The organism is Sphingomonas sp. ERG5, from assembly GCF_000803065.1.
Lineage (GTDB): Bacteria > Pseudomonadota > Alphaproteobacteria > Sphingomonadales > Sphingomonadaceae > Sphingomonas.
Genome location: NZ_JSXI01000066.1, coordinates 41443 through 65289, shown reverse-complemented (window position 1 = coordinate 65289; position 23847 = coordinate 41443). Strand labels below are relative to the sequence as shown.

The window sequence follows — 23847 nt, the reverse complement described above, 5'->3', positions numbered from 1 at the left end:
CCTTACTCCGCGGCCTGCGCAGCCGGGGTCTCGTCGCGGATCGTGCCGTCATCCTCGACATAGGTGTCGGCCGGGACGAGCTTGCTCATCCGCCATTGCTGCTGCAGCACGCCTGGACCGAAGGGCTTCGACCCGCCAAGTGCTTCGCCGAGAATCTGGAACTGAGCGCCTTCCTCGAGCAGCACGATCGTATCGGTCAGGTCGCGAATGCCCTTCCAGCTCCAGATCGTCGCACCGCCATTGGCTTCGATGATGCCGGGCACCTGGCGGTCGTTCGCGATAGAATCGAGAATGAAATCGACTTCGGGCTGGCGGCGGTTGATATAGACTGGCAGTTCGGCGGTGAAGCGGAAGCGGCGGTTCGGCACATAGAGCAAGGGGAGCGTGCTGTGCGCCTGCGAATAGGCGCCGAGGTGCGGCGTATGAACATGGCTGACCGCCTGCACCTCGGGATGCGTGCGGAACAGCTTCACATAGCGCGCGGTGCCGCCGGGAGGATTGCTCCAATAGCTGTTGCCGTCGAAATCGATCACGCCGATCTTGGGCTTGTCCGGATCTTCCTGCCAGAAGCCCTGATAGTTCAGCGTGACGAGCTTGTCCTCGCCAGGAATGCGGACGCCGTAGAACAAGGTACCGCTCGGCGAGATGGTGCGCGTTTCGCGCAGCAGGCGGAAAGCACGGGAGGTTTCCTTTTCGGCCTCGACGATGAAGGCGATGGCGGCGGACGAAAGGCCGGGCAGTTCGGACATGGCGATGATTCCTTTATGCGAGGGCGGGGGAATTCTGGCTGGCGTTGAGTGCCAGTGCTGCGTCGAGCGGGCGGCGATCGACCCAGTCCTCGAGCGCGAAATCCGCGTCGAGAAAGCCGTAGGTGAAGAGGAATTTCTTCTGCTGATCGAGCAGTTCGAGCCGCTCGGTATCGAGCGTCGGGTGCAGCCCTTCATGCAGCCGGCCATAGGCCCGATCGACCGCTTCCGGGCTGCCTTCGGTTTCGAATTCCAGGATCTGGCGCAGCCTGCCAGGCTCCGCCGCGACATGGTCGGCGGCGCGCAGCGTCACGGCGAGGAAACGCACCAGCAGGTCGAAATGATCGTCGATCAGGCTCTGGTGGACCGTGATCGGTCGCGGCGTGCCGTTGTTCACGCGGAAGCGGCGATCGGGCAGGGCGTCGAGATCGACCGCGACCACCAGCCCCGCCGCGCGCGCACCGTCGAGTGCGGACGCGCCTTTGACGTAGATCGCATCGACCTTGCCCGCGACCAGCGCCTCGATCGGCCAGAGCCGACCGAGCCCGCTGCGGCGAGGGCCGAGATCGCGCCCGCTGCCGCCGATGTTGCGCAGCCGATCCGCCACTTCCACCAGCTCGACATCGTCGAACGACAGGCCGGCCGAGGCGAGCACGCCCTTATAGCCGTGCAATGACATGCCGCGTGCGATGCTGGTGCCGCGGACATGCGCGGGAATGTCGTTGCGGCTCCAGCCGGGCAGGGCGAGGCGGCGGCCTTTCAGGTCGGCCGCGCTGCGGATGCCGGTATCGGGACGGGTGAGGATCAGCTGGCTTTCCTCGATCCAGGTCAGGCCGACCAGCCGGGTCGGCTCGCCCTGCGCGCGCGCCGCGATCGACAGCATGTTGCCGCCCTCGCGGATCAGCGTCGGCAGGCGGTGGTCGTAATGATGCCGGCCAAGTTCGGAGCCGGATTCCTGCAATGTACGCAGTGCGATGCCGTCGGCGGCGAAGGCTTCGCTCAGCCAGCCGAGCTTATAGGCAATGCCGGTCGCGGTCGGCACCGGGCAGCGCGTGAACCAGATCTCGGCGGGAAGAGTGTCTGCTGCTGGGGAACGGTCGAGCGTTGTTGCCATGCTGGTCTTTCCTCGCGGCGTTTACGTGCCGGAAGATCAGCAAGGGGCGTGCCAGACGACCCGTGAAGGGGCGATGGGCAATGGGGCGTGCGCAGGCCGCCTGTATTGCGCGATATTCAGCAGAATCCGTGCTGAGTTTTCAGCGAACCTGGTTCGATTCGGATCAGATCAGGCCGAAATTCTTGAGATGAGTCCGCACCACATTGCGCGTGATGCCAAGCGCTGCGGCGGTCTTGATCTGATTGGAGCCGCACAGATGGAACGTCTCGGTCACCACGGCGCTGACCAGCCGGTCGAGCATCGCATGATGATCGCCATCGAGCAGCCTGGCGACGAGCGGGCGGACGATTTCCTCCAGTGCGGTGCCCGCCAGGGTCGGCACAACATCGGCCTTATCCTGATTGTCATCCGCGGCTAGGGCAGGCGGATAGAATGCAATGCCCTGGCCGGTCGGCAGTCCGAGATCCTCGATCTGGATCAGCCCGTCCTGATTGACCAAAGTGGCGCGGTAGATCGCATTCTCCAGCTCGCGGATATTGCCCGGCCAGCCATAATGATACAGCGCCTCTTCGGCCGCCGAGCTGAGGTCGAGCCGCCGCGGCTGGATCTTGTCGCCGTAAACCTGAAGGAAATGGCGCGCGAGCGGCAGGATGTCGGCGCGCCGCTCGCGCAGCGGCAACAGCGGCAATGTCACCACCTGAAGCCGATAGAACAGGTCCGGGCGGAACGCGCCGGTCGCCACTGCATGATGCAGGTCGACATTGGTGGCGGCGATCACGCGGACATCGAGCGGGATCGGCGTGCGCGACCCGAGCCGTACCACTTCGCGCTCCTGCAGCACGCGCAGCAATTTCACCTGCAGCGAGAGAGGCAGATCACCCAGCTCGTCGAGGAACAGGGTCCCGCCATTCGCAGCCTCGAACCAGCCGGCGCGGGCGGCATGGGCGCCGGTATAAGCGCCCCGCTCATAGCCGAACAGCTCGCCCTCGATCAGCGTTTCCGAAAAGGCGCCGCAATTGACCGCGAGGAACGGCCCCTGCGCGCGGTCGCTGAGCGAATGGACATAGCGTGCGACCAGTTCCTTGCCGGTGCCGATCTCGCCGATCACCAGGATGTTCGCCTCACTCGGCGCGGTTCGCTCGATCAGCGGCACCAGCGCGCGCGAGCGCGGGTCAGAGAAGATGAAGGCGCGGGCGCGAGCCCCCACCGCATGATGTTTGTCGGAGTCGAACGACAGCACGGAGCGCCCCCCAGGGTGCCTCGTTGCTGAGAGTCCGACGTCGATCCGCTCTGCGATATCGTCGTGCGGGATTGCGACCATGGGTTCCTCCCGATCAGACCGGCAGGATAGCAGCAATACTCCTATCGGTTAAGTAGGAATTCAATGGCGCGACCTAGCTCAGCTATCCGAGGTGATCACCGACTCCGCCCGGACCCCGGCGCGGCGGCGCAGCGCGGCGTCGAGCGGGCGGGTGTCGATCCATTGCCCGACATCCACACGCGCATCGAGGAAGCCGTGTAGCCACAGGAAGTTAGCCTGGGAACGCAGCATCTCGACGCGGTCGGCGGAGAGGTCGGGATGGAGTGAGCGATGGAAATCGTCGCGATAAGTCGCCTCGACCGCGGCGATCCCGGCGAGCGTTTCATGCGCCAGAATGTGCTTCAGTTCCGCCAGATTGGTCGAGGCCCAGTCGGCGGCGCGTAGCGTCTGTTCGAGGAAGCGCACCACCAGGTTGAAATGATGCTCGATCATATGCTCATGCACCGTGATCGGCCGCGGCGTGCCGTTATTCACTCGCGCGAGCCGGCTGGGATAGGCGTCGAGATCGATCGCCACCGACAGCCCGAGCCGCGCCGCGGTCTCGGCCGCCGCCGCGCCCTTCACATAGACCGCATCGACTCGTCCGGCGGCGAGCCATTCCAGCCCGAGCCATAGCCGGCGCATGCCCTGCGCGCTTGGTTGCTCCACTGGCGGGGCGGGGACATCGACCAGCCTGACATCCTCCAGGTCGAGCCCGCCCAGCGCCAGCGCGCTCTTGATGCCGTGGAGTGCCATGCCGCGGGCAATGCTTTCCCCGCGCGTGCGCGCGAAGCCGGGCAGCGCGAAGCGCAGGCCGTGCAGGTCGGCTGGTTCCAGCACGCGCGTGTCCGGCCGGACCATGATCGCCTGGCGCTCGTCGATCCAGGTCAGGCCGATCACGCGTGTCGGTGCGCCCAGCGCGCGGGCGGCGAGTGCCTGGATATTGCCGCCCTCGCGAAACAGATATTGCGCCTGCCGTTCGGGGTCGGACGCGACAAGGTTGAGCCCGGCCTCACGCACGCGCTTGGTGGCGATCCCGTCGCGCCCGAACTCTTCGCTCATCCAGCCCAATGCCCAGGCGACGCCCGACGCGGCGGGAACCGGGCAGCGGGTGAGCCAGATACAGTCGGGCTGGTCTTGGGCCGGTGTCGCGCGGCGTCCGGACATTCGGCTCATCTCCTGCCTCAGAGCGCCCTGCTCGCAGGAGCGGACGCATGGTTTGTTACGGTATCAGCAAACGACGTGCCAAGTCGCACCATGGGCATTTCATGCGGTTGCAGTGCGGATCACCGCTGCATTTCGCGCAGTTGCGGACGGTCCACTGCGCGAAATTGCGCAGTGCGAACCGCGCGTCCGGCCCGTCCTCACGCTCCCCCTCTAACGCGCGGCGCTTGGCACGCGAAGTGCATCGCGCCACGACAAAGGAGCTTCACGACGTGGCGAGTGCAAAGTCCGGAAATCCGACATCATGGGCCCGCTGGGCGATCGGCGTTGTCGTGCTGGTCCTGCTCGCCGGCTTGATCCTGTTCCAGTTTCGAGGCCCGGCAAGCGCCGGCGGCGCCCGGACCGTGACGATCGCCGGCATCGCCTATCCCTATCAGGGTGGGCAGACCTATAATGGCCTGACCGGCGTGGTGATCGAGCAGGGCTGGCTCAAGGAGCAACTCGCCAAGCAGGGGGTACAGCTCGCCTTTACCCCGGTCCCGACGGCAGTCGGCGGGCCGCTGATCAATGAGGGCTTTTCCGGCAAGCGTATCGACTTTGCCTCCTATGGCGATTTCCCCGCGATCATTGCCGTGTCGGGCGGGGTGCCGCTGAAGCTCGTGGCGCCGATCGGGCAGGGGCAGAACAGCTATCTGGTGGTGCGCAACGGCCTTGCCGCCGGGAGCATCGCCGATCTGAAAGGCAAGCGTATCGCGCTGCATCGCGGTCGGCCATGGGAGCTGCCCTTTTCGAAACTGCTCGATGCCAATGGGCTGAAACTCAGCGACTTCACCATCGTCAACATCAATCCCGCTGCGACCCCGGCAGCGCTGGCGTCGGGCAATGTCGATGCGACTTTCCTGCTCTCTGACGGATTACTGCTTGAGCAAAAGGGCATGGGCCGGGTGATCTGGTCGACCAAGCAGGCGCCGGCCGACTGGAAGATGCGCGCGGAACTGTTCGGCCGCGGCGATTTCGTCGACGGTAATCCGGCGCTGACTCAGCTGGTGGTGGATGCTTATGTCCGCGCGGCGGCCTGGTCGGCGCGGGAGGAAAATCGTCCGGCAGTGATTCACGACGCCGCACGCGGGACCATGCCCGAGGCGATCATCGCCAGGGATTATGCCGAATCCAATATCACCTGGCGCGAGCGTTTCTCGCCGCTCTTCAATGCCGATGTCGCGGGCCATTACCGCTCGGTCGCGGCCTATGCCTTTGATCGCGGGCTGGTGCGCAGCCAGGTCGATGCCGGTAAGCTGCTCGACGATCGCTTCGTGACCCAGGCGCTGCGCAATCTGAAGCTCGACGGGTTCTGGACGCCAAGCAACGCGGCGGCAGACAAGCCCGGGCCGGCTCCGGCGGCGCGCTCCTGATGGCCGGGACGGCGTTTCCCGTTCTGCCGCCGGCTCATCGCCGGGCTGGGCAGTCCCGGCTCGCTTCACTGTTTGCACCGGCCGCACTGCTTGCGCTGTGGCAATTGGCCTGCCTCAGCGGCCGGTTTCCCGCGCAGGTGCTGGTGCCGCCAAGCGACGTGGCGCGCGCGCTCTGGTCGCTCGCGGTGAGCGGGGAGCTTGAGCGCCATATCGGCGAGAGCCTGTTCCGCCTGACCGCCGGCTTTGCGATCGGTGCGATCGCCGGGCTGATCTTCGGCGCGGCGATCGCGCTGTCGCGGCTGGCCGAAGCCGCGCTGGCGCCGTTCTTCCTCGCATTGTGGCAAGTGCCGGTGATCGCTTTCGTGCCGATGCTGGTGATCTTTCTCGGCATCGATGAGCCGTTCAAGATCGCGATCGTCGCGCTTGCGACTTTCTTCCCGGTCGCGCTGGCGACCTTTGACGGCGTACGCGGCGTGCCCAAGGCGTGGTTCGATGTGGCGCGGGTCTATCGTACGCGGCTGCCCGACCTCATCTGGCGGATTCTGATCCCGGCGACCGTGCCGTCGGTGCTCACCGGCCTGCGCATTGCGCTGACCCGCGCCTGGGTGGTGCTGGTCGCGGCGGAACTGCTCGCGGCGGACAGCGGCATCGGCCAGATGATGGAAATGGGCCGCCAGCTGTTCCGCATCGATGTGGTGCTGGCTGGCGTGGTGGTGAGCGGGCTGATCGGCTTTGCGCTGGATCGCGGCGCCAAGGCGGTCGAACGCCGCGCGACGCGCTGGAAAACGGCATGAATGCGCTACTCTCCCGGCCATGGCGCCGCATCGCGATCGGTCTGATAGTCCCGGCGCTGTTCCTGATCTGGTGGCAGCTGCAGGCGACATCCGGCGACGCACGCGCGCTCGCCTTCGCACCGCTCGGATCGATTGGCGCCACGTTCGTCGAGCTAAGCGAGAATGGCTCACTCCTGTCCGACATGGTGTCGACCCTGTCGCGCAGCCTGACCGGCCTGGTGATCGGTGGCACGCTCGGCATTGCCACCGGCGTCGCCATGGCGATCTGGCGGTCGCTTGACCGGGTGCTCGGGCCATTGCTCCATTCGATCCGGCAAGTGCCGATGATCGGCTGGCTGCCGCTGATCGGGCTGTGGTTCGGCACCGGCCAGGGATCGGAGCTGATCGTGGTGAGCCTCTCCGCTTTCTTCCCGACCATGCTCAACAGCTATGAGGGCGTGGCGCATGTCGAGGGACGCTATCTCGATGTCGGGCGAGTCTATGGCTTCACCGCGCTGCAGCGCTTTCGTCTGATCCTGCTGCCCGCCGCCATGCCGCTGATCCTGACCGGCGTGACGCAAGGGCTCGCCTTTGCCTGGATCACTTCGATCGCGACCGAGATATTGCTCGGCACCGGCGGCGGGCTCGGCGTGACCATGCAACTGGCCCAGACTCAGCAGCGGCTCGACGTGATCCTGGTCGCGATCATCGCCACCGCGATCCTCGGCTTTGTCATCAACCATTTGTTCCTGCGCCTGCGCCGCTATCTGCTGCGCTGGCAGGCCATATCCCTTTGATCAGGAGACCGGCATGATCCCGGAAGCCCGGCCGCAATTTTCGCCGCACAACGCCATCGCCGCGCATGGCGCGCTGTCGATCAGCGACCTGCACAAGAGCTTCACCATCGGCGGCGCGCCGATGCCGGTGCTTGAGGGCATCAACCTGACCGTGAAGCCCGGCGAATTCGTCAGCATCGTCGGTGCGTCCGGCTGCGGCAAATCGACCTTGTTGCGGCTGATCGTCGGGCTGGACGATGAATATCATGGCGAGATCCGCCTCGACGGCGAGCGCGTCGCCACCACCAGCCTCGATCGCGGCATCGTATTCCAGGACCACCGGCTATTCCCCTGGATGACGCTGGAACAGAATATCGAACTGGCCCTGCTCAACACCGACACGCCCAGGGCGCGGCGCGCGCAGATCGTCGCTGATCATATCGCGCTGGTGAATTTGAAGGGCTTCGAAACTGCCTATCCACACCAGCTTTCGGGCGGCATGGCGCAACGAGCGGCGATCGCCCGCGCGCTGGTGACCGAACCAAAATTGCTGCTGCTCGACGAACCGCTCGGCGCGCTCGATGCGTTGACCCGGGTGCATGTGCAGAATGAATTGCAGCGCATCTGGATGACTCAGCGCTCGACTATGCTGATGGTCACGCATGATGTGGAGGAGGCGCTGTATCTCGGCGACCGCGTGGTGGTGATGGCGCCCAATCCCGGACGCATTCGCCGCATCGTCGATGTCGATCTGCCGCACCCACGCGACCGCGCCGCGCCGCTGCTTCACCGGCTGAAGGACGAGATCCTCGCCGAACTGACCGCATCGCCAAGCGCGCCGGCCAATCTGGTGCGCTTGCCCGGCCGGGAGGAACGCTGATGCCGCGCCAGCCCGATCATCCCGTCGCGCCCCTGTTCGTCGATCGCTGGTCACCGCGCAGCTTCACCGCGGAGCCGGTGCCTGACGACGTACTGCTCAGCGCGTTCGAGGCGGCGCGCTGGGCGCCCTCCGCATCCAATGTCCAGCCCTGGCGCTTCCTGGTCGCGCGGCATGGCGATGCGCATTGGCAGGAATTTGTCGAGTTGCTCGCGCCGCGCAATCGGCTCTGGGCAGGGCAGGCATCGGCGCTGGTCGTCATTCTCTCCGCTTTCTGGGTCGAGCGGCAAGGCGCCGTGGTGGAGAATGGCTCGCGCAGTTTCGATGCCGGGGCGGCCTGGACCAATTTCGCGCATCAGGCGCTGCTGCTCGGCTGGCATACCCATGGGATCGGCGGGTTCGACCGCATCGCCGCGCGCGAGCGGCTCGAGGTTCCGGAGGATTATAGCATCGAGGCGATCGTCGCGATCGGCCGGCAGGCCGGGATCGACACGCTTCATGCCGATTTTCACGCCGCCGAAAGCCCGAACGGGCGGCGGCCGATCGATCAGACGGTGTTCGCCGGACGGCTCGGGCTGTCCGCCTTTACCGGCGAAAGGAACGCCGCATGACCATTTACAGCTATTGGCAGATCGACGTCACAGACGCCGCGACGCGCTCCGAAATCGGCGCGCGGCCGCGAACGCCGACCCTCTTCCGTGATGTGCGGACGCGCGCGATCAACCGCTATGATTATTATGCCCAGATCGCCCAGGCGGCGGCCCAGACCGCGTTCGATGGCGTCTTCTTCCCCTATCGCCCGGACTCCGACGACAGCCGGACCGTGGCGGCGGCGATCGCGCGCGAAGTGCCCCGGCTCGCACTGATCCCGGAATTCCCCACCTCGGTCGGCTCGGCAGTCTATGCCGCGAAACAGGCCGTGAGCTTCCAGCGACTGGCCCATGGCCGGCTCGGCTGGGCGATCGCGCCGCCGGCCGATGCGGCCATACGCGCCAGCGACGGCGATCACGTGCCGGACGACCAACTCGTGGACCAGATCGAAGAATTCCTGACCGTCGCGCGCGGCGTGCACGGTACCCGGCCATTCTCCTTCACCGGTACGCATTTCGAAGTGCAGGGCGGGGGCTTCGAGGCGCCGCTCAATCGCGTGGCCTTTCCGCGCGTGTTCCTTCAGGGCGAGGATGAAGTCGCGTTGGCGCTGTCGGCGCGAGCCGCCGATGTGCATCTGTTCGGCGCTGCGTCGGTCGCGACACTGCGCGGCCGGATCGCGCAGCTGGAAGCGCTGGCGTCGGCGCAAGGCCGCTCGGTCGACACTGGCGTGATCCAGCAGCTCGTTGCGCGCGAGACCGACGATGAGGCTCGGCAGGATGCGGCACGCGCCGGCGTCGCCGCGCCAGCGATCATCGGCGATTATGACTCGGTCGCCGCACGGCTGGCCGAGCTCGCCGGCCTTGGCCTCACCCATATCGTGCTGGGTGCGCCGTCCTCGCTCGAGGAAGCCTATCGCATTGGCCAGCATGTGCTTCCCCGCTTCCGCGCGCTGACCGAAACCGCGCGCGCCGCTGCCTGAGAGGTTCCCATGACGATCGATTTCTACTGGCGACTGCCGACCCATGGCTGCCATGGCAGCATCCGCCACAGTGCCTATGACCGCGGCGACTGGTCGCCGCTCGGCGCGCACAATGTCGCGCCGGGCCTCGACCGCTACGGCGAGGATGATGGCTTTCGCTATATCGACCATCTCGCGGAGATCGCGAAAGCAGCGGAGAGCGCGGGCTTTATCGGCGGGCTCATCCCGTCCTTTCCCAATACCGATGATCCCTGGGTGATCTCGCCGCTGCTGGCGCGCGAGACGAGCAGCTTCCGCTTCATGATCGCGTTCCAGCCCGGTTTCCTCAATCCGGTGCATGCCGCGCGCATGGCGGCGAGCCTGCAGCGCGCGACCGGCGGGCGCACCGTGTTCAACATCATCACCGGCGGCGGCGGGCCGGCGCAGCTCTGGTGGGGCGACAGCTTCAGCCATGACGATCGCTATGGCCGCACCACGGAATTCCTCGATGTGTTCAAGGGCGTGTGGAGGGGCGGGGGCTTCTCCTATGACGGCCGCTTCTACCAGGTCGCGGATGGCGGCCTCTCGCCGCTGCTGGCGGCGGAGGAAATTCCGGAGATCTGGTTCTCCGGCTCATCCGATGCGGCGCTCCAGTCGGCCTCGAAACATGCCGATTATTATCTCTCCTGGCTCGAGCCGTTCGACCAGCTGACCGATAAGTTCGCGCGCGTGAAGGAACGCACCGCCGCGCTGGGCCGCGAACAGAAATGCGCCGTGCGCGTCGATCTCGTCGCACGCGCGACCGAGAAGGAGGCCTGGCGCGACATTCGCGCCGGCTTCGAGAATCTGACCGAAGAACGCCGCGCGCAGGGGCGGGGCGGCCCGACGGATTCGGTCGGCGCGGCGCGCCAGCAGGCGCTGAAACCCAGCGAGGCGCGGCGCTATGACGAACTGATCATCGCGCCCAATCTATGGGGTGGCTTCAACCTGCTGCGCGGCGGTCCGGCGCTGGGTATCGTCGGCAGCTATGAACAATGCGCGGCAAAGCTCGACGAACTGATCGCGCGCGGCACCGATGCCTTCATCCTCGCCGGCACGCCGCATCTGGAAGAAGCCTATCGCATCGGCGAGGAAGTGCTGCCGTTGCTGGGCCGCCAGGCGGAGGCATTGCTGCACGCCGCCGAGTAACGGCGGCTCATGGCTACGGGAGGCCCATCGACAGCCATCGACCCATTTTTTCGAGCACTAAAAGCAGCCGGGTCGGGAGTTCAAAGTCCCTTAATTCTCGTCTGCCAGCGCTGAATGATGGCCTCACCAGCCGTTTCGCCGCCTTGGCCGTTCGAACTCAGATAGACATCGACGGGAAAGCCACGGTTCGCCAGAACCTCGACCGCTTCGGCGATGACGGCATTGATGATGAAGGCGCCGGAGATCGTCGAAGTCGGCGCCATCGCCAGACCATTCGGCCCGACCTGAAGCGAAGCATCTCCATACGCAGCGCCATTATCCAGGACGATATCGGTGAGTTCGAAGAGCCGTTTGCCCGAGGGGTGACGGGAAGACACCTGCTGAGTGTGCTGCATCGAGGTCAAGGCAATCGTCGTCGCGCCGCGGGCTTTGGCGGCCATCGCCATCTCGATCGAGTAAGCGTTGCGCCCTGAATTTGAGGCGATGAAGACGACATCCCCTGGGCCGATGTCGTACTCGGCGATGATTGTGTCCGCTCGCCCGACCTCGCGTTCAGCCAAAGAGGATTGCGATGCGCTGATGTGCAGCATCAGCGCGGGATCGAAAATGGGCTGAATCGCCGCGATCCCGCCGGCCCGGAAAAAAGCTTCGGCCGGGATCAGATGCGAATGCCCGCTTCCCGTGGTGTATATCAAGCGATCCGCCGCGAGAGCCGCCACGATCGCATCGCGCGCAGCATCGAATGCCGCAGTCTGTTCCGAGACAATCCGGTCCAGGATCTGCACGACCCGGTCGCGATACTTGCGCGCCAACTCACCCATCACGATCACCTGCCATGCGTATGTTTCAAGGCCAGTAGGCGACCCCTCATCCCCAAACAATGGCCGAAAGCCGCCCGAGTCGTTTCCGCCGCGGGCGCCTCGCCGACCTCCATGGGACGAAGCCGGCGCTATTTCGCGATCAATTGCTTTGCCAGCCGAACCTTCGCCATCACGTTCGCCGCATGCGCTTCGGCATCGGCGAACGTCTCTAGCAATGGCGGCCGCGCGGTTGCGGCCTGTGCCATTGCGGCCGGGAAACGCGCGGCGAGTTCGGCCTCGATCTTGCGCACGACCGACAGCGATCCGACCACATTGCCCGAACGCGGCAGCGGCCGGTCGGCGCGGTCGACCGCCGGACGGCTCGCCGGCGGCATCGGATGGGGCAAGTCGATGTGCAGGTCGCGCGGCGTGTCGCGCAGCGCCGGCAATGGCGACCTGGCGTGGCGGTCGCGGTCGGTCAGCGGGTCGAGGCCCCATAATTCCTCGACGAACTTGCACACCGATGCATGGTCATAGGTCGTGTGATCGACTCCAGCATCGGCCAGTGGCGACACGATCATCGCCGGCACGCGCACGCCGAGCTTCGAGAAATCGAACTGATGCTGGTTGAGCCCGTAATCGGGATGATCGCCCGGCGGGACCGCATTGGGCGCGAGCACTGAATCATAAAAGCCGCCATGCTCGTCATAGCAGACGATCAGCACGCTCGATTGCCACCAGGGCGATTGCTGGATCGCCTCGACCACTGCGGCGAGCAGCCGTTCGCCGCCATAGACATCGTCCATCGGATGCTGCGACGACCCGCCGGCATAGGTGTTGAAGTCGCCATAATTGGGTTCAATGAACGTATAGGGATAAGGATAGGGCTGCTGCAGATCGGCGGCGAAGCGGTCGAGCCCGTGGAAATCGAGGATCGACACGCCATGCAGCGATCCGGCCTGTGGGATGCAGCCGAGCGGCGAGCCCAGCTGTGGTTCGTCGCTGTATAGGCTGTACCCGAGCAGATCGCTGTCATGATAGAAACGATACGGAATCGCATGCTCGGCAAGCCGGTCGTAGATCGATCCGTTCCTGTACCGGAATCCCTTCCAGAATTCCCACACCGCATTGCCGTGGTGGATCGGGCTGTCGTCGAGCCCCGACGATGACGCGCCATGGACGAAGAAGCGATTGGGCCAGGTCGGGCCGGGCAGCGACGCGTGCCAATGGTCGCACACCGATGATTGGGTGGCGATGGCATAGGTGACCGGCAATTGCCGTGGAGTGTCGAAACACGCCATGATGTCGCCGACCCGTGCCGGGTCGGGCCGCTGATAAGGATATTCGCTGAACCCGGTGGCATAGCATTGCGCAAAGCCGCTGTTGGTCATCGGCGGATAAGTCGGGACCTGGCAGGTCTCGAGTGGGGGCGCCTTGGGATGTTTCGCCGGCGCGGGCGGCTCGCCCGGCTGGTCGGAGGGCTGGCCGGTGACCTGTTCGAGCACGTCGCAGAATTCATGCCCCGGATCGGTGCTCATGCGCAGCGGTGCGCCCCTGGTGACCGAAAATTTCGTGTCGCCGGCCATGTTGAAATTGGCGGTCGTCGCGACGTGGAGCCCGGGAATGCCCGAAAAGGCGAAGATATGGTCGAACGAGCGATTCTCGAGCATCAGCACGAAGACATGACTGACCGGCTTGGGCGCCGCCGGGGTCAGCCGGGTCATCGCGTCACTCGCGCCGCGCTGCAGGTCGAACCGATCGGGGCCGACGCGGAATATGACGTCGGCGTCCTCTGCCTCGAGCCGGGACTTGATCCCCATGCCGCCCGCCGCGCCGCCGGCATTGATGTACAGCCCGGCGTGGCTGCCATGGGTCACCAGCACCATCACCGTCCAGCGATCGTCGGCGAACAGGCCGGGCCGGAACATCGCGGCCAGCGCTCCCGCGGTTTCGCCGGCTGCGACCCGCCATTGTGCGCGCTGGGCGCCGAAATGATCGCTGGTATGGAACAAGGTGACGATCGCATCGCTGTCAAAGTCGTTGGCGATGCTGATGTCGGCCGTGTTCGCGCTCATGATTCTGTCCCCCCGGATAGCCCGGCAAGCGTGACAGCGGGTGTGGGCGAGTCAAGGCGGCGGCGCGGGATCGGATGCCGGCGAGTGTGTCCAGGATCGCGCTGTGGGGTGGTCGCCTCTGCGGATTAACCGCGGGCAATGCGGGCTGTACGGGACGGCTATGCGCCCTGATTTCAGCCGTTTAGGAGATCGGCAGGCGATCCCGAAATCTGCCTTTCGTTCAACTGGTTCGTAAGCGGCTGCTCGGCGGCAAGGTGTCGTGGCTTTCGAGCGCGCCGATGGCGATCGGCCTGGCATCGCTGTTCTTATGCGGCCCTGATCGGTTGTACCCGACCGGTGGAGCCCGTGGCGTTCGCGTTGGGCACTATCTGGATTCCCTTGGCAGCGTAGAGCGCATGGTCGGCTGCTTCGAACAGGCCCGAAATTACGCTTGCGTCCTTGGGCCAATGCGCCACGCCCAAACCGGCGCTGACCGGGATGCGATGCCCGCCTATATCGCAGGGACGCGCCAATGCGCCGAGCAACCGATCGGCAATCACGTCACGCTTGATCGTCGATCGTGCCGGAACCAGCACGGCGAACTCGTCACCACCCATCCGCGCCACTTGGCCTTCCTGCCCGCATGCATCGAGCAGGCGTCGGGCCACTTCGCAGAGCAACTGGTCGCCGGTCGCATGACCATAGCTGTCGTTGATCGGCTTGAAGCCATTCAGGTCGATCAGCGCGATTGAAAAGACCTGTCCACTCTTTTCGGCCGTTGCGTGCTCTGCCTCGACCTGCAGGTCGAATGCGCGCCGATTGAGCAGACCGGTCAAGGGGTCGGTGCTGGCCTGTACGCGCATCTGCCGCTTGAGTTCGAGCAGGCTGACGAGATCCCGGTGACGCAGCACAATCATGCGCAACAGGAAGAAGGTCGCGACGGCCATGCTGACGCCGGCGGCAAGATCGAGCCGGTTGCCCGATGTGAGCAACAGTGCGGAGATCGGCAGCATGTCGATCGCGAGATTGAGCAGCGCGGCGCTGCGGACACTGGAAAGGCAATAGGCGGTCGACAATGCGCCCATCGACAGAATCAGCGGATAATAGATCTTGGTATCGGCAGGCGCACCGAGCCAGCTCACCACGCACCACGCGCTGCACACCAATGCCAGCGCGCTCGACGACCAGGTCGATTGCCGGATCAGCTTGCGCGCGCGGCGCACGCTCGTCGAAATTTTGAGGTCGCGGCTCAACGAGAGGAACCCGGCGAAGCAGGCGCCGCCCATGATCGCCGGCAACCCGAAGCGAACGAACCACGGGGCGCCAGCCGAATAGGCATAAGCGGCAGTAGGCACCGTCAGGAACAATGCCAGGAACAACATCCTGGATTGCACCTGGAGCTGCGCGGCCGTCATCAGCACGAATTCGTCGCGGATCGCTTCCGGCAGTGGCGGAAACAGTCGAATACGGAGCTGCTGGACCAATTTCATCATGGGCCAAGGGCGTATCGGCGTGATCTCACTCTTTGGTTAACGTGAGGAAGAATTGTTGCCAGATCGGTACGAAGCTCCTGTGCTAAAAACCTTGTTAACCATCCCGGACTAGCAAGCCCTGCGACGGCAATGCCCGACAGGAGCCAATCGATGCAGCGTGCCCCCCTTGATCCCAGTCTTCCGCAGAACGACACCCCGGCGCAACAGGCTGCACGCGCCGCACAGCTCCAGGCGACGTGTGGGACCTATCAATGGACTACGGACGTGCCGACGCTGCCCGGTGTCCCGCTGGTCGCGGCGTTGCCGTCGAACGAGACGCCCACGCTCGAATGGTGGATGCTGCTGATCGGCATCGGCCTGGACATCGCGCGCAACGAGATCGCAGTGAAACTGGCGGCAATTGGCCGCGGCGAGATCGTGATCCCTGAGATCGAGATTGCGGCGATGCTGGCGGAATGCGCGAAGATCGAGAGTTCGGTCGCGGCGATCAAGGCCAAGCTGGCCAAAGGCGGCGGCTCGATTGCCGGAGAGATCCATCTGCTGATCGAGGCAGTTGAAGAAGAGGCCCTGTTCGCCACGCTCAGGGATCATGTCGCCAGCCTGCGCGCGATGATCGAATTGAGCGATGCCGAGCGGTTGGCGATCGGGTCGCGCGCGCTGCGATCGCTCGAAAGCTATCGGGATCTGTTTGCCACGATCGCGCTACCCGGCATCGCCTGGCAATTTATCGACGACACCGCTTTCGCGCGGTTGCGCACGGCAGGACCCAATGCCGGGATGATCGCAGGCATTTCCGCCTTGCCGGCGAACTTTCCGTTGGGTGCGGCGCAATATGCATCGGTCGTCAACGGCGACACGCTGGACGCCGCGCTCGCCCAAGGGCGGATCTACATCTGCGACTATCACGAGCTTGAGGCGCTCCAGCCCGGAGTCTGGGAAGGCAAAGCGAAATTCGTCTATCGGCCGCTGGCGCTGTTTGCGGTGCCGCCCGGCGGGAGCTCGCTGGTGCCGGTGGCGATTCAATGCGGTCAGGATCCGCTGGAAAATCCGATATTCCTGCCCACGCCGCGTGCGGACATGCGATGGGGCTGGGAAATGGCCAAGCAGATCGTGCAGGTCGCCGACGGCAATTACCACGAATTGTTCGCGCACCTCGCGCGCACGCACCTCGTGATCGAGGCAGTTGCCGTTGCGACGCAACGCCATCTTGCCGAGATGCATCCGATCTGGGCACTGTTGCTGCCGCATTTCGAAGGCACGTTGTTCATCAACAACGCTGCCGCCACCTCGCTCATTGCCGCCAACGGGCCGATCGACCACATCTTCGGCGGCACGATCGCCTCCAGCCAGCTCGCCGCGGCGGACGATCGCCTGGCTTTCGACTTTTCGCGGTCGATGCTGCCGGTCGATCTGGTCGCGCGCAAGGTCGCGGACAAGACGCTGCTGCCCGACTACGCCTATCGCGACGACGCGCTGCTCGTCTGGCAGGCGATCCGCGAATGGGCGGATGGCTATGTCGCGCTCTATTATGCCGATGACGCGGCGGTGACCGGCGATACCGAGCTCGCCGCGTGGGCGGTATCGATCGCAGGCGAGGGGCAGGTATCCGGCTTCCCGGCAATCACCACGCGCCATGCGCTCGTCGATGTCTGTACGATGGTGATCTTCACCGCGAGCGCGCAACATGCGGCGGTCAACTTCCCGCAGCGCGCGATCATGGACTTCGCGCCCGCGGTGACGGGCGCTGGCTGGGCTGCTTCTCCCAACGCACAGGCGGGGAACGACAAGGCCGGCTGGCTGGCGATGATGCCGCCGGTTTCGCTGGCGCTGGAACAGCTCAATACGCTCTATCTGCTCGGCTCGCTCTACTACCGGCCGCTGGGCGACTATCGTTGCCGGTCGTTTCCCTATCCGCAATGGTTCCAGGATCCGGCAGTGATCGGATCGGAAGGCCCCCTGCAGCGCTTTCAGGCAGCGCTGGCGCAGGTCGAGGAGCAGATCGTGGCGCGCAACGCAGGCCGCATGTTCCCCTATCCCTTCCTCCAGCCTAGCCTGATCCCGACCAGCACCAATATTTGAGGCTGCCTCCGCGCGTTTGTCTATATGCCCCATCAGCTCCGCGGCTGGCGTCGACCATCCGCACCGCCCAGCCTGGTTGCGTTGTTGGTTCGTATCTTTGGTCGCGGGAAGTTTGGGGGAGGCAATGTCATCGTCCTTTTCGAGCCTCGGAAAGGCCCGCTTCTGCCGATTCAACACCGGCGTGACGCGTGACAATGCGGGCCGGACGGGGCGCCCCCGCGCGTCTCGCCGCGCTCTTTCTCAAGTTGAAGATTGTCGAATTTTCGACCGGTGAATCCGGCGGAGAACAGCCAGCGGCCATCGCTGTTCGTTGGCTGATACCTGGCTGTTCGGTGGCTGTTATGCTGGCTGTTATTCCGGAACAGTCATCTTCAAGTAAATTATTGAAAGATAATAGGGAATTACCAAGAAGAATCCAACATAACAGCCAACAAAAAGCAGTTTCGCGAAGAACAGCCAGCACATCGCCCGCGAAATCCGGCTGCTCCCGGCTAGAATCGCACGATCAGCGATGCGCCATAGGTGCGCGGGTCGGCCCAGCTCACCGTGTCGCCATTGATCCCCTGCGGCAGCGAGTGGTTGCGATAGTCGGTGTCGAGGAAATTATTCACATAAGCCGACAGCGTGAAGCGATCGTTGGTCGGGGTATAGCTGATCCGCGCATTGGCGATGGTATAGCCCGGCTGGGTCAGGATCGGGCGGTGGACCGTGTCCTGCGGCGTGATGTAGTAATATTGCAGCGAGGTGTAGCGCGCGTCCGCCGCCAGATCGACCTTGCCGCTCCCGCCCAGTGGAATGGTGTAGGTTGCGCTGCCGTTCAGCGTCAGCTTCGGCGCGCGCACGAACCGCGCACCGGACAGATTGAGGCCGCCGTTCACGACCTGCAGCTCGTCATATTTGGTGTCGAGAATGCCAACCGCGCCGCTCAGCGTCAGCCGCTCGATCGGGCGCGCCTCCAGCTCGATCTCCGCGCCGTTGACATGCGCCTTCTTGGCGTTCTGCAGATAGGAGACCGTGGCGCCGCCGACCGCGCCGGGATTGGGGCCGACCACGTTGATCTGCACATCGTCATAGCCATAGTGGAACAACGTCGCGTTGAAGGTGAGGCGGCGATCGAACCATTGCGATTTATAGCCCAGCTCGAACGCGTCGAGCTTCTCGGGCGCGACCGCGGCCAATGCGGCGGACAATGTCGCCGCGGTATTGAACCCGCCCGATTTCACGCCGTGCGAGAATTTGAAATAGAGCAGCTGATCGCGCGCAATGGTCCATGACGGAGTCACGTCATAGGTGAAGGCGTCCCAGGTCTTGCTGAAATTGCCGGAAAAGGTGCCCGCGCCGCCGAAGCTGCCGGTGTAGGAATCCCACCAGCGCGCATAATTGCTCCATGAAGCAGAGGCGGGATTGGGCGAGGCGCTGCGGTCGAAATCGAGCGTCTTGGTCTCGCGCGTCCAGCGCGCACCCAGCGTCAGCTTCAGCGCATCGGTGAAGTTGAACGTTGCGCTGCCGAATGCGGCCCCGCTCTCCGCTTTGTGATTATAGGCGGTGAGGCTGTAAGCTTGGAGGGCCGTGCCGCCCGACAAGGCCGGCACCGACCCGGCGGGCAGCGTCGCCGAATAAGCGTTCGAGACGATCTTCTCGTTGAAATAATACAGGCCCAGGATCCAGTTCAGCCGGTCGGCCTGGGGCGAGGTGAGGCGCAGTTCCTGGGTCCATTGCCGGCTGCGCGCCTGGGTATAGGAACGCGAGATTTCGAGGGGGGTATAGTCGCTGTCGCCCGCACCACGCGTCTTGAAGCGTTCATAGCCGGTGATTGAGGTCAGCGAGAGATCGCCGATCGACCAGTCGAGATGCAGCGAGCCGCCCAGCTGGGTGTTACGGCTATATTCCGGGGCATTGATGCTGATCTCATCCTTGTCGGTCGACGGGGCATAGCCATTGCGGAGCACGCCATCGGCGGCATAGCTGGCGGTCGTCCAATAGGCGCCGTCGGTCTTGTAGTTGCGGTAATGCAGGCTGAGCAGCGCCTCGAAATTGGCCGAAGGCGCGAACAGGAGCTGCCCGCGCAGGACATTGTCGGTGACGCCGTTCGCCTTCTCGCCCGTGAACAAATTGGTGTAGCGTCCGTCGCGATCGTCGACATGGAAGGAGATGCGGGTCGCCAGCACGTCCGGCACCAGCACCGCGCCGACTCCGCCTTCGGCGATCTTGCTGTCATAGCTGCCATAGTCGAGCTTGACGTAATTATCGTCCTTGCCGCCGGTGAGCGAGGGGCGCTTGGAGATCACGTTGATCGCGCCGCCGGTGGTGTTCTTGCCCCACAACGTGCCCTGCGGTCCGCGCAGCACTTCGACCCGCTCGATATCGAACAGCGGCAGGCCGGTGGCGCTGGCATTGCTGATATAGACATCGTCGAGATAGAAGCCGACCGGATTGGCCAGGTCGAGCTGCTGCTGGCCCGCACCGACGCCGCGGATCCACCAGCGCGGCCGGCCATGCTGCTGCGTCCCGGCCGACGCGTTGGGCACGAGATTGAGCACTTCGTTCGCTGAGCGGCCGATGCCACCGACGGTGAACGTATCGCTGCTGAGCGCGGTGATTGCGGTCGGTACGTTCTGCAGCCGCTCCTCGCGTCGCTGGGCCGTGACGACGATGTCCGCGCTTTCGGTGGGGAGGGCGCCTTCATTGCCTTCGGGCTCGCCTTCCGGCTTGGTCGTGGCTGGTGCTGCAAAAGCCGGCGACGCGAACAAGGGTGCGGCGAGCACCAATGCCAGCGCACTGGCATGCGAGGCCAATCGGACGGGCTTTCGGTTCGAGAAGTACAACAAAGAGGAATCCCCCGCTCAATGGCGGCGCAGCTGCGCCGGTGTTCGTCGCGGTGAGATAAGCAAGCGATGTGCCATCGGGCCTAAGTGCAGGAACTGTCGCCATTTTGGTTCAATTCGGAGATTGTGCATGCGGTCGGCGCAGCGCTCGGCTGGTGGGAACGCAGCACTCCGGGGAACAGGACTGCTGCATCGGCAGCAGTCCTGTTCTGGCGAAAGCGGTAAAGCTGGCGGCTGGACCCTGGCTAACGCGCTATTCTTCGATGGCAGGGATTAGCCGCAAGCCGACCGGCCGCTTTTTCGGGCCACAACTGCCGTTCGCTTGCTCCGACCGCGTCAGCTGCCGCTGGTGTGCGCCAGCCGCCGGGCATACAGGGCAGCACCATATCCCGGTGCGTGAAGTGGCTCGGCCAGCGCGAAGAGCCCGGTGTCGCTGATGATCCTCGCGAACGCGTTGCGGACTAACGGCTCCTGCAACAGCACGCCACCCGACCAGGACAGCGGAACCCGCTCGTCAGGCGAAAAACATAAAATTTTGCGCAAGCCGATGGCCAGCGCCGCGAGTTCATTGGCAGCTGCCAACAGAATTGCGTTAGCCCCGGCGTCACCATCGACTGCGGCGCGTGACACCAGGCCGGCGAGGGCGGCGATCTCGCTGCGGTTCATCGCCGCTGGCCCCATGATGCGCTGACACAGGTCAAGATCGTCGCCGAGCGACAGAGCTTCGACGATCCGACCATGCAACAAGTCTTTGTCCGCACGGCCGTCGCTCATGCGTGCGAACAGCGCGAGCCCCTGGATTGCGATCCAATAGGCTGAGCCTTCGTCACCGAATATCTCGCCCCAACCGCCCGCGCGCGCCACTTTGCCCTCTCGCTCCCCATAGGCGATCGAGCCGGTGCCGGCGACGATGTTGATCCCGTCCCGGCAGCCGAGCGACCCGGCCCAGCCGCACACCATGTCGTTGCCGCAGGCGTAGCGGTCATGGCCGAGCAGACGCCCACAGGCGGCGTGAAGCTGCGGATCGATCACGCTGTCCTCGCCATAGGCAGGCAGGCCGAAAAAGACGAAGCTGAGCGCATCGGGCGAGATGCCGAACTCACTGCAGATTGCGGCGATGCCCTGTTCGAGCCGCGACACCGCCTCGTCCATTCCGACCTCGAGATGATAGGTCGTGCCCGTCACGGCACGCGCGACTGTCGAGCCGCCAGCGTCGATGCAGACGAATTCGGTTTTGGTGCCGCCGCCGTCGACGCCCAGGAAATATGTGCGATCGTTCATATGTGTGCGGCGTAGATCCGCACGCCCTGAACGATGCGGTTGACGGTGCCGCTGGCATTGGGGCGGTCGGGGGTGAGGCCCAGCGCGAGCGAGACATGCAGGCCGAACAGTTGCGCTGGGACGATGAATGGGAACAGCAGATCGGCATCGACCGCGTCGGCCATGCCGGCGATCGCGATGTTCGCACCGTCGCCAGGCTGGGCGGAGATCACCGCCAGCGCGCCGCAACGGCCGTCGCTGCGCAGTTCCTCGATGATGTCGAGATCGTAGCGGCGCGTGAGCGGATCGTTCGACACGAACACCACCACCAGCGTGTCGGCGTTGACGATCGTCTTGGGCCCGTGGCGAAAGCCCAGCGCTGTGTCGAACGCGGTGACGACCGCGCCGTCGCTCAGCTCCATCAGCTTGAGCGCCGCTTCGCGCGCGAGCCCCTTGAACACACTGCTGCCGAGATAGACGACGCGCTTGAACCCGCGCATTGCCAGGCTGGCGACCAACGGTTCGCATCGCGTAAGCACGTCGCCCACCGTCGCGGCAATGGCCGGTCCGCGCGTATCGAGCGCAGCGATGCCGCCAAGGATCGATAGTGCCGCCAGCATCATCGCGCTGAAGCTGGAGGTCATGGCGAAACCGCGATCGTGCGTCGCTTCCGGCAGCACGACGACACGAGTGTTGCCGCTGGTGCGCTGCGCCAGTTCGCCCTCGGCGTTGCACGTCACGATCAGGTGATAGGCCTCGCAAATGATCGCATCGACCAGGTCGACCGCGGCGAGGCTTTCCGGGCTACTCCCCGAACGACCGAACGAGACCAGCAGCGTCGGTGCGTCAGCGCGCAGGTACAGCGACGGCGTGCTGACGATGTCGGTGGTGGCGATCGCTTCGACCGGCCGACCCAGCATGCCCGACAGCCAGGGCGCGAGGCACTCGCCGATGAATGCCGACGTGCCGGCACCGGTCAGGATGATGCGCAGTTCGGGCCGGGCGATCAACGGGGCAATGAATGCCTCGATCTCGGCCTGGCGGTCGCGCAGCAATGCCTGAGTAGCGCGCAGCGTTTCGGGCTGCTGGTGGATTTCGCGGCGAGTCCAGGACGTGTCGACGCCAAGGGTCTCAGGGGCGAGCAGGGGTTCAGGCATGGGGAAAGCAAGCTCCATGATAGGCGTCGAGCGTGGCGGCGATATGCGCCATGACGAACTCGGCAGGGTCGAGTGTCGCCTGGCCGGCGCGGGCCGCAGCATAAGCGAGCGGCAGATACTGGCTGACCAGGGCGAGCGGCGGCGGCGTTCGGCGCAGATTGGCGAACAGTCTTTCCTGCGCGGCGGCAATCTCCGCATCGGGCCAGTAATAGCGGATGCGATCCGACAGGCTGTATTGCAGCTGGAAATCGAGCGCGGCGCCGGTGGCGTGGTAATATTTGCGCCAATGCTTCGGCTCGGCGTGCATGCGCGACAAGGTGACGGCACGCAACGCAGCGCGGTCGGCGGCGGGAATTGTCTCCGCCTCGATCGCATCAAGCGCCCAGAGCGCTTCACGCAGTGCGAAAGTGACGCCGGGGCCGACCTTCAGGATCGCATAATGATCGCGGACCAAGGCAGCGAGCGCCCCGGGCGTCTGGTAATCGGTGGAGTGCGCCTCGAACACGAGATGCTCGACCGGTTCGATCGCATGGCTGAGCGCGGTGGCGCGCTCGGGGCGATAATCGACCACCTTGTCATGATCGAATTCAACCCCGGGTTGCACGACGGTGGCAATCACCCGGTCCCAGGCGCGCTCCAGGCCCGAGGCGCGAAACAGGTCGCGGTGCATGTCGACCGTGGCAATCGCCGCTGCGGGCGTGGTGACCGCCAGCTCCTCCAGATCCTCGGCTGCGCCGCCCGGAACGGGCACTTCGGTGCCGATCACATAGACCGGCGCGTCGGCGGCATCGCCATGAAACGCATCCTCGGCCGCACGGCACAGGCGTGCCGCGCGCTCGGCGATGGTCCGCTCGGGCAGGGGGACGGGATCGTCGGCGCAACTCATAGAACAATCGAGATGGATCTTGCGGAAGCCGGCGCGGACATAATCCGCAATCATCACCTCGGCCTTGTCCAGCGCTTCGGCGGCCGGCGCGGATGTCCACGCATTGGGGCCGAGATGGTCGCCGCCAAGCACCAGGCGGTCCAGTGGGAAGCTGACCCTGGCGGCGATCGCGTGGACGAAATCGCGATAATCGGCGGGCACCATGCCGGTATAACCGCCGTCCTGATTCACCTGGTTGGACGTGGCCTCTATCAAGGCGATCGGCTGGCCGGTAACGAGCGCGTGGCGCAGCGTCGCCTCGATCACCAGCGGGTGCGCCGAGCAGACCGACGTCACGCCGATCCGCTCGCCCGCCTTGTGCCGCAGCACCATTTCTAGAATCGCTTGCACATCG

General features: G+C 64.9%; 19 protein-coding genes. 8 read left to right on the top strand and 11 right to left on the bottom strand.

Annotation, left to right across the window (positions count from 1 at the left end):
- Positions 1 to 2 precede the first annotated feature (2 nt).
- From OO12_RS21480 to OO12_RS21465, 4 genes are all read right to left on the bottom strand, one after another.
- A complete protein-coding gene (locus tag OO12_RS21480; protein ID WP_034160795.1) occupies positions 3 to 749 on the bottom strand; it encodes a class II aldolase/adducin family protein in 747 nt (248 codons plus the stop codon).
- 13 nt (positions 750 to 762) lie between these two features.
- Entirely contained in the window at positions 763 to 1860 is a 1098-nt protein-coding gene (locus OO12_RS21475) for an ABC transporter substrate-binding protein (RefSeq protein WP_034160794.1), read from the bottom strand.
- Positions 1861 to 2023: 163 nt separating this feature from the next.
- Positions 2024 to 3100 (bottom strand): sigma-54 interaction domain-containing protein, encoded by a 1077-nt coding sequence (locus tag OO12_RS21470; protein WP_034160813.1) that lies wholly within the window; start codon positions 3098 to 3100, stop codon positions 2024 to 2026.
- A 159-nt stretch (positions 3101 to 3259) separates the two neighbouring features.
- On the bottom strand, positions 3260 to 4327 hold the full coding sequence (locus OO12_RS21465; protein ID WP_235364954.1) for an ABC transporter substrate-binding protein: 1068 nt from the start codon (positions 4325 to 4327) through the stop codon (positions 3260 to 3262).
- A gap of 269 nt (positions 4328 to 4596) precedes the next feature.
- On the opposite strand from OO12_RS21465, the gene OO12_RS21460 reads away from it, so the two are divergent.
- The 7 genes from OO12_RS21460 to OO12_RS21430 are packed head-to-tail and all read left to right on the top strand — an operon-like array spanning position 4597 to position 10899.
- On the top strand, positions 4597 to 5736 hold the full coding sequence (locus tag OO12_RS21460) for an ABC transporter substrate-binding protein (protein ID WP_052216154.1): 1140 nt from the start codon (positions 4597 to 4599) through the stop codon (positions 5734 to 5736).
- Positions 5736 to 6530: an ABC transporter permease gene (locus OO12_RS21455; RefSeq protein WP_052216153.1), complete on the top strand. Its 795-nt coding sequence runs from the start codon at positions 5736 to 5738 to the stop codon at positions 6528 to 6530. Before OO12_RS21460 ends, OO12_RS21455 begins: the two co-directional genes overlap by 1 nt.
- Positions 6527 to 7306, top strand: a complete 780-nt coding sequence (locus tag OO12_RS21450; RefSeq protein WP_034160792.1) for an ABC transporter permease — start codon at positions 6527 to 6529, stop codon at positions 7304 to 7306. The genes OO12_RS21455 and OO12_RS21450 overlap by 4 nt, the downstream gene beginning before the upstream one ends.
- A 13-nt stretch (positions 7307 to 7319) precedes the next feature.
- Complete coding sequence (locus OO12_RS21445) at positions 7320 to 8165, top strand: ABC transporter ATP-binding protein (protein WP_034160791.1); 846 nt, start codon at positions 7320 to 7322, stop codon at positions 8163 to 8165.
- On the top strand, positions 8165 to 8773 hold the full coding sequence (locus tag OO12_RS21440) for a nitroreductase family protein (RefSeq protein ID WP_034160790.1): 609 nt from the start codon (positions 8165 to 8167) through the stop codon (positions 8771 to 8773). Before OO12_RS21445 ends, OO12_RS21440 begins: the two co-directional genes overlap by 1 nt.
- Positions 8770 to 9732: an LLM class flavin-dependent oxidoreductase gene (locus OO12_RS21435; protein WP_034160789.1), complete on the top strand. Its 963-nt coding sequence runs from the start codon at positions 8770 to 8772 to the stop codon at positions 9730 to 9732. Before OO12_RS21440 ends, OO12_RS21435 begins: the two co-directional genes overlap by 4 nt.
- A gap of 9 nt (positions 9733 to 9741) precedes the next feature.
- Entirely contained in the window at positions 9742 to 10899 is a 1158-nt protein-coding gene (locus OO12_RS21430) for an LLM class flavin-dependent oxidoreductase (protein WP_034160788.1), read from the top strand.
- A gap of 80 nt (positions 10900 to 10979) precedes the next feature.
- Here OO12_RS21430 and OO12_RS28725 read toward each other — a convergent pair whose 3' ends face one another.
- The 3 genes from OO12_RS28725 to OO12_RS21415 form a co-directional block, all read right to left on the bottom strand.
- Positions 10980 to 11720, bottom strand: coding sequence for a sugar isomerase domain-containing protein (locus tag OO12_RS28725; RefSeq protein WP_034160787.1), 741 nt, complete (start codon positions 11718 to 11720; stop codon positions 10980 to 10982).
- A gap of 128 nt (positions 11721 to 11848) precedes the next feature.
- The gene (locus OO12_RS21420) at positions 11849 to 13774 is read right to left on the bottom strand and encodes an alkaline phosphatase family protein (RefSeq protein WP_052216152.1); all 1926 of its coding nucleotides are present in this window, start codon (positions 13772 to 13774) and stop codon (positions 11849 to 11851) included.
- 305 nt (positions 13775 to 14079) lie between these two features.
- Complete coding sequence (locus tag OO12_RS21415; protein ID WP_235364952.1) at positions 14080 to 15246, bottom strand: GGDEF domain-containing protein; 1167 nt, start codon at positions 15244 to 15246, stop codon at positions 14080 to 14082.
- A 150-nt stretch (positions 15247 to 15396) separates the two neighbouring features.
- Between OO12_RS21415 and OO12_RS21410 the strand changes: the two genes are divergently transcribed.
- Positions 15397 to 17325, top strand: a complete 1929-nt coding sequence (locus OO12_RS21410; RefSeq protein ID WP_034160808.1) for a lipoxygenase family protein — start codon at positions 15397 to 15399, stop codon at positions 17323 to 17325.
- A 491-nt stretch (positions 17326 to 17816) separates the two neighbouring features.
- Here OO12_RS21410 and OO12_RS21405 read toward each other — a convergent pair whose 3' ends face one another.
- The 4 genes from OO12_RS21405 to OO12_RS21390 form a co-directional block, all read right to left on the bottom strand.
- Positions 17817 to 20120: a TonB-dependent receptor gene (locus OO12_RS21405; RefSeq protein ID WP_034160786.1), complete on the bottom strand. Its 2304-nt coding sequence runs from the start codon at positions 20118 to 20120 to the stop codon at positions 17817 to 17819.
- 366 nt (positions 20121 to 20486) lie between these two features.
- Positions 20487 to 21431, bottom strand: a complete 945-nt coding sequence (locus tag OO12_RS21400; RefSeq protein ID WP_034160785.1) for an N-acetylglucosamine kinase — start codon at positions 21429 to 21431, stop codon at positions 20487 to 20489.
- Positions 21428 to 22567 (bottom strand): SIS domain-containing protein, encoded by a 1140-nt coding sequence (locus OO12_RS21395; protein ID WP_034160784.1) that lies wholly within the window; start codon positions 22565 to 22567, stop codon positions 21428 to 21430. The genes OO12_RS21400 and OO12_RS21395 overlap by 4 nt, the downstream gene beginning before the upstream one ends.
- Complete coding sequence (locus OO12_RS21390) at positions 22560 to 23843, bottom strand: D-tagatose-bisphosphate aldolase, class II, non-catalytic subunit (protein WP_152616583.1); 1284 nt, start codon at positions 23841 to 23843, stop codon at positions 22560 to 22562. Before OO12_RS21390 ends, OO12_RS21395 begins: the two co-directional genes overlap by 8 nt.
- Between the last annotated feature and the right edge of the window lie 4 nt (positions 23844 to 23847).

Bases quoted from the DNA above. Each gene is read 5' to 3' on its own strand.
- OO12_RS21415 (WP_235364952.1), bottom strand. From the start codon at position 15,246: ATGATGAAATTGGTCCAGCAGCTCCGTATTCGACTGTTTCCGCCACTG.
- OO12_RS21455 (WP_052216153.1), top strand. From the start codon at position 5,736: ATGGCCGGGACGGCGTTTCCCGTTCTGCCGCCGGCTCATCGCCGGGCT.
- OO12_RS21450 (WP_034160792.1), top strand. From the start codon at position 6,527: ATGAATGCGCTACTCTCCCGGCCATGGCGCCGCATCGCGATCGGTCTG.
- OO12_RS21445 (WP_034160791.1), top strand. From the start codon at position 7,320: ATGATCCCGGAAGCCCGGCCGCAATTTTCGCCGCACAACGCCATCGCC.
- OO12_RS21430 (WP_034160788.1), top strand. From the start codon at position 9,742: ATGACGATCGATTTCTACTGGCGACTGCCGACCCATGGCTGCCATGGC.
- OO12_RS21480 (WP_034160795.1), bottom strand. From the start codon at position 749: ATGTCCGAACTGCCCGGCCTTTCGTCCGCCGCCATCGCCTTCATCGTC.
- OO12_RS21465 (WP_235364954.1), bottom strand. From the start codon at position 4,327: ATGTCCGGACGCCGCGCGACACCGGCCCAAGACCAGCCCGACTGTATC.
- OO12_RS21475 (WP_034160794.1), bottom strand. From the start codon at position 1,860: ATGGCAACAACGCTCGACCGTTCCCCAGCAGCAGACACTCTTCCCGCC.
- OO12_RS21420 (WP_052216152.1), bottom strand. From the start codon at position 13,774: ATGAGCGCGAACACGGCCGACATCAGCATCGCCAACGACTTTGACAGC.
- OO12_RS21435 (WP_034160789.1), top strand. From the start codon at position 8,770: ATGACCATTTACAGCTATTGGCAGATCGACGTCACAGACGCCGCGACG.
- OO12_RS21410 (WP_034160808.1), top strand. From the start codon at position 15,397: ATGCAGCGTGCCCCCCTTGATCCCAGTCTTCCGCAGAACGACACCCCG.
- OO12_RS21440 (WP_034160790.1), top strand. From the start codon at position 8,165: ATGCCGCGCCAGCCCGATCATCCCGTCGCGCCCCTGTTCGTCGATCGC.
- OO12_RS21395 (WP_034160784.1), bottom strand. From the start codon at position 22,567: ATGCCTGAACCCCTGCTCGCCCCTGAGACCCTTGGCGTCGACACGTCC.
- OO12_RS28725 (WP_034160787.1), bottom strand. From the start codon at position 11,720: ATGGGTGAGTTGGCGCGCAAGTATCGCGACCGGGTCGTGCAGATCCTG.
- OO12_RS21400 (WP_034160785.1), bottom strand. From the start codon at position 21,431: ATGAACGATCGCACATATTTCCTGGGCGTCGACGGCGGCGGCACCAAA.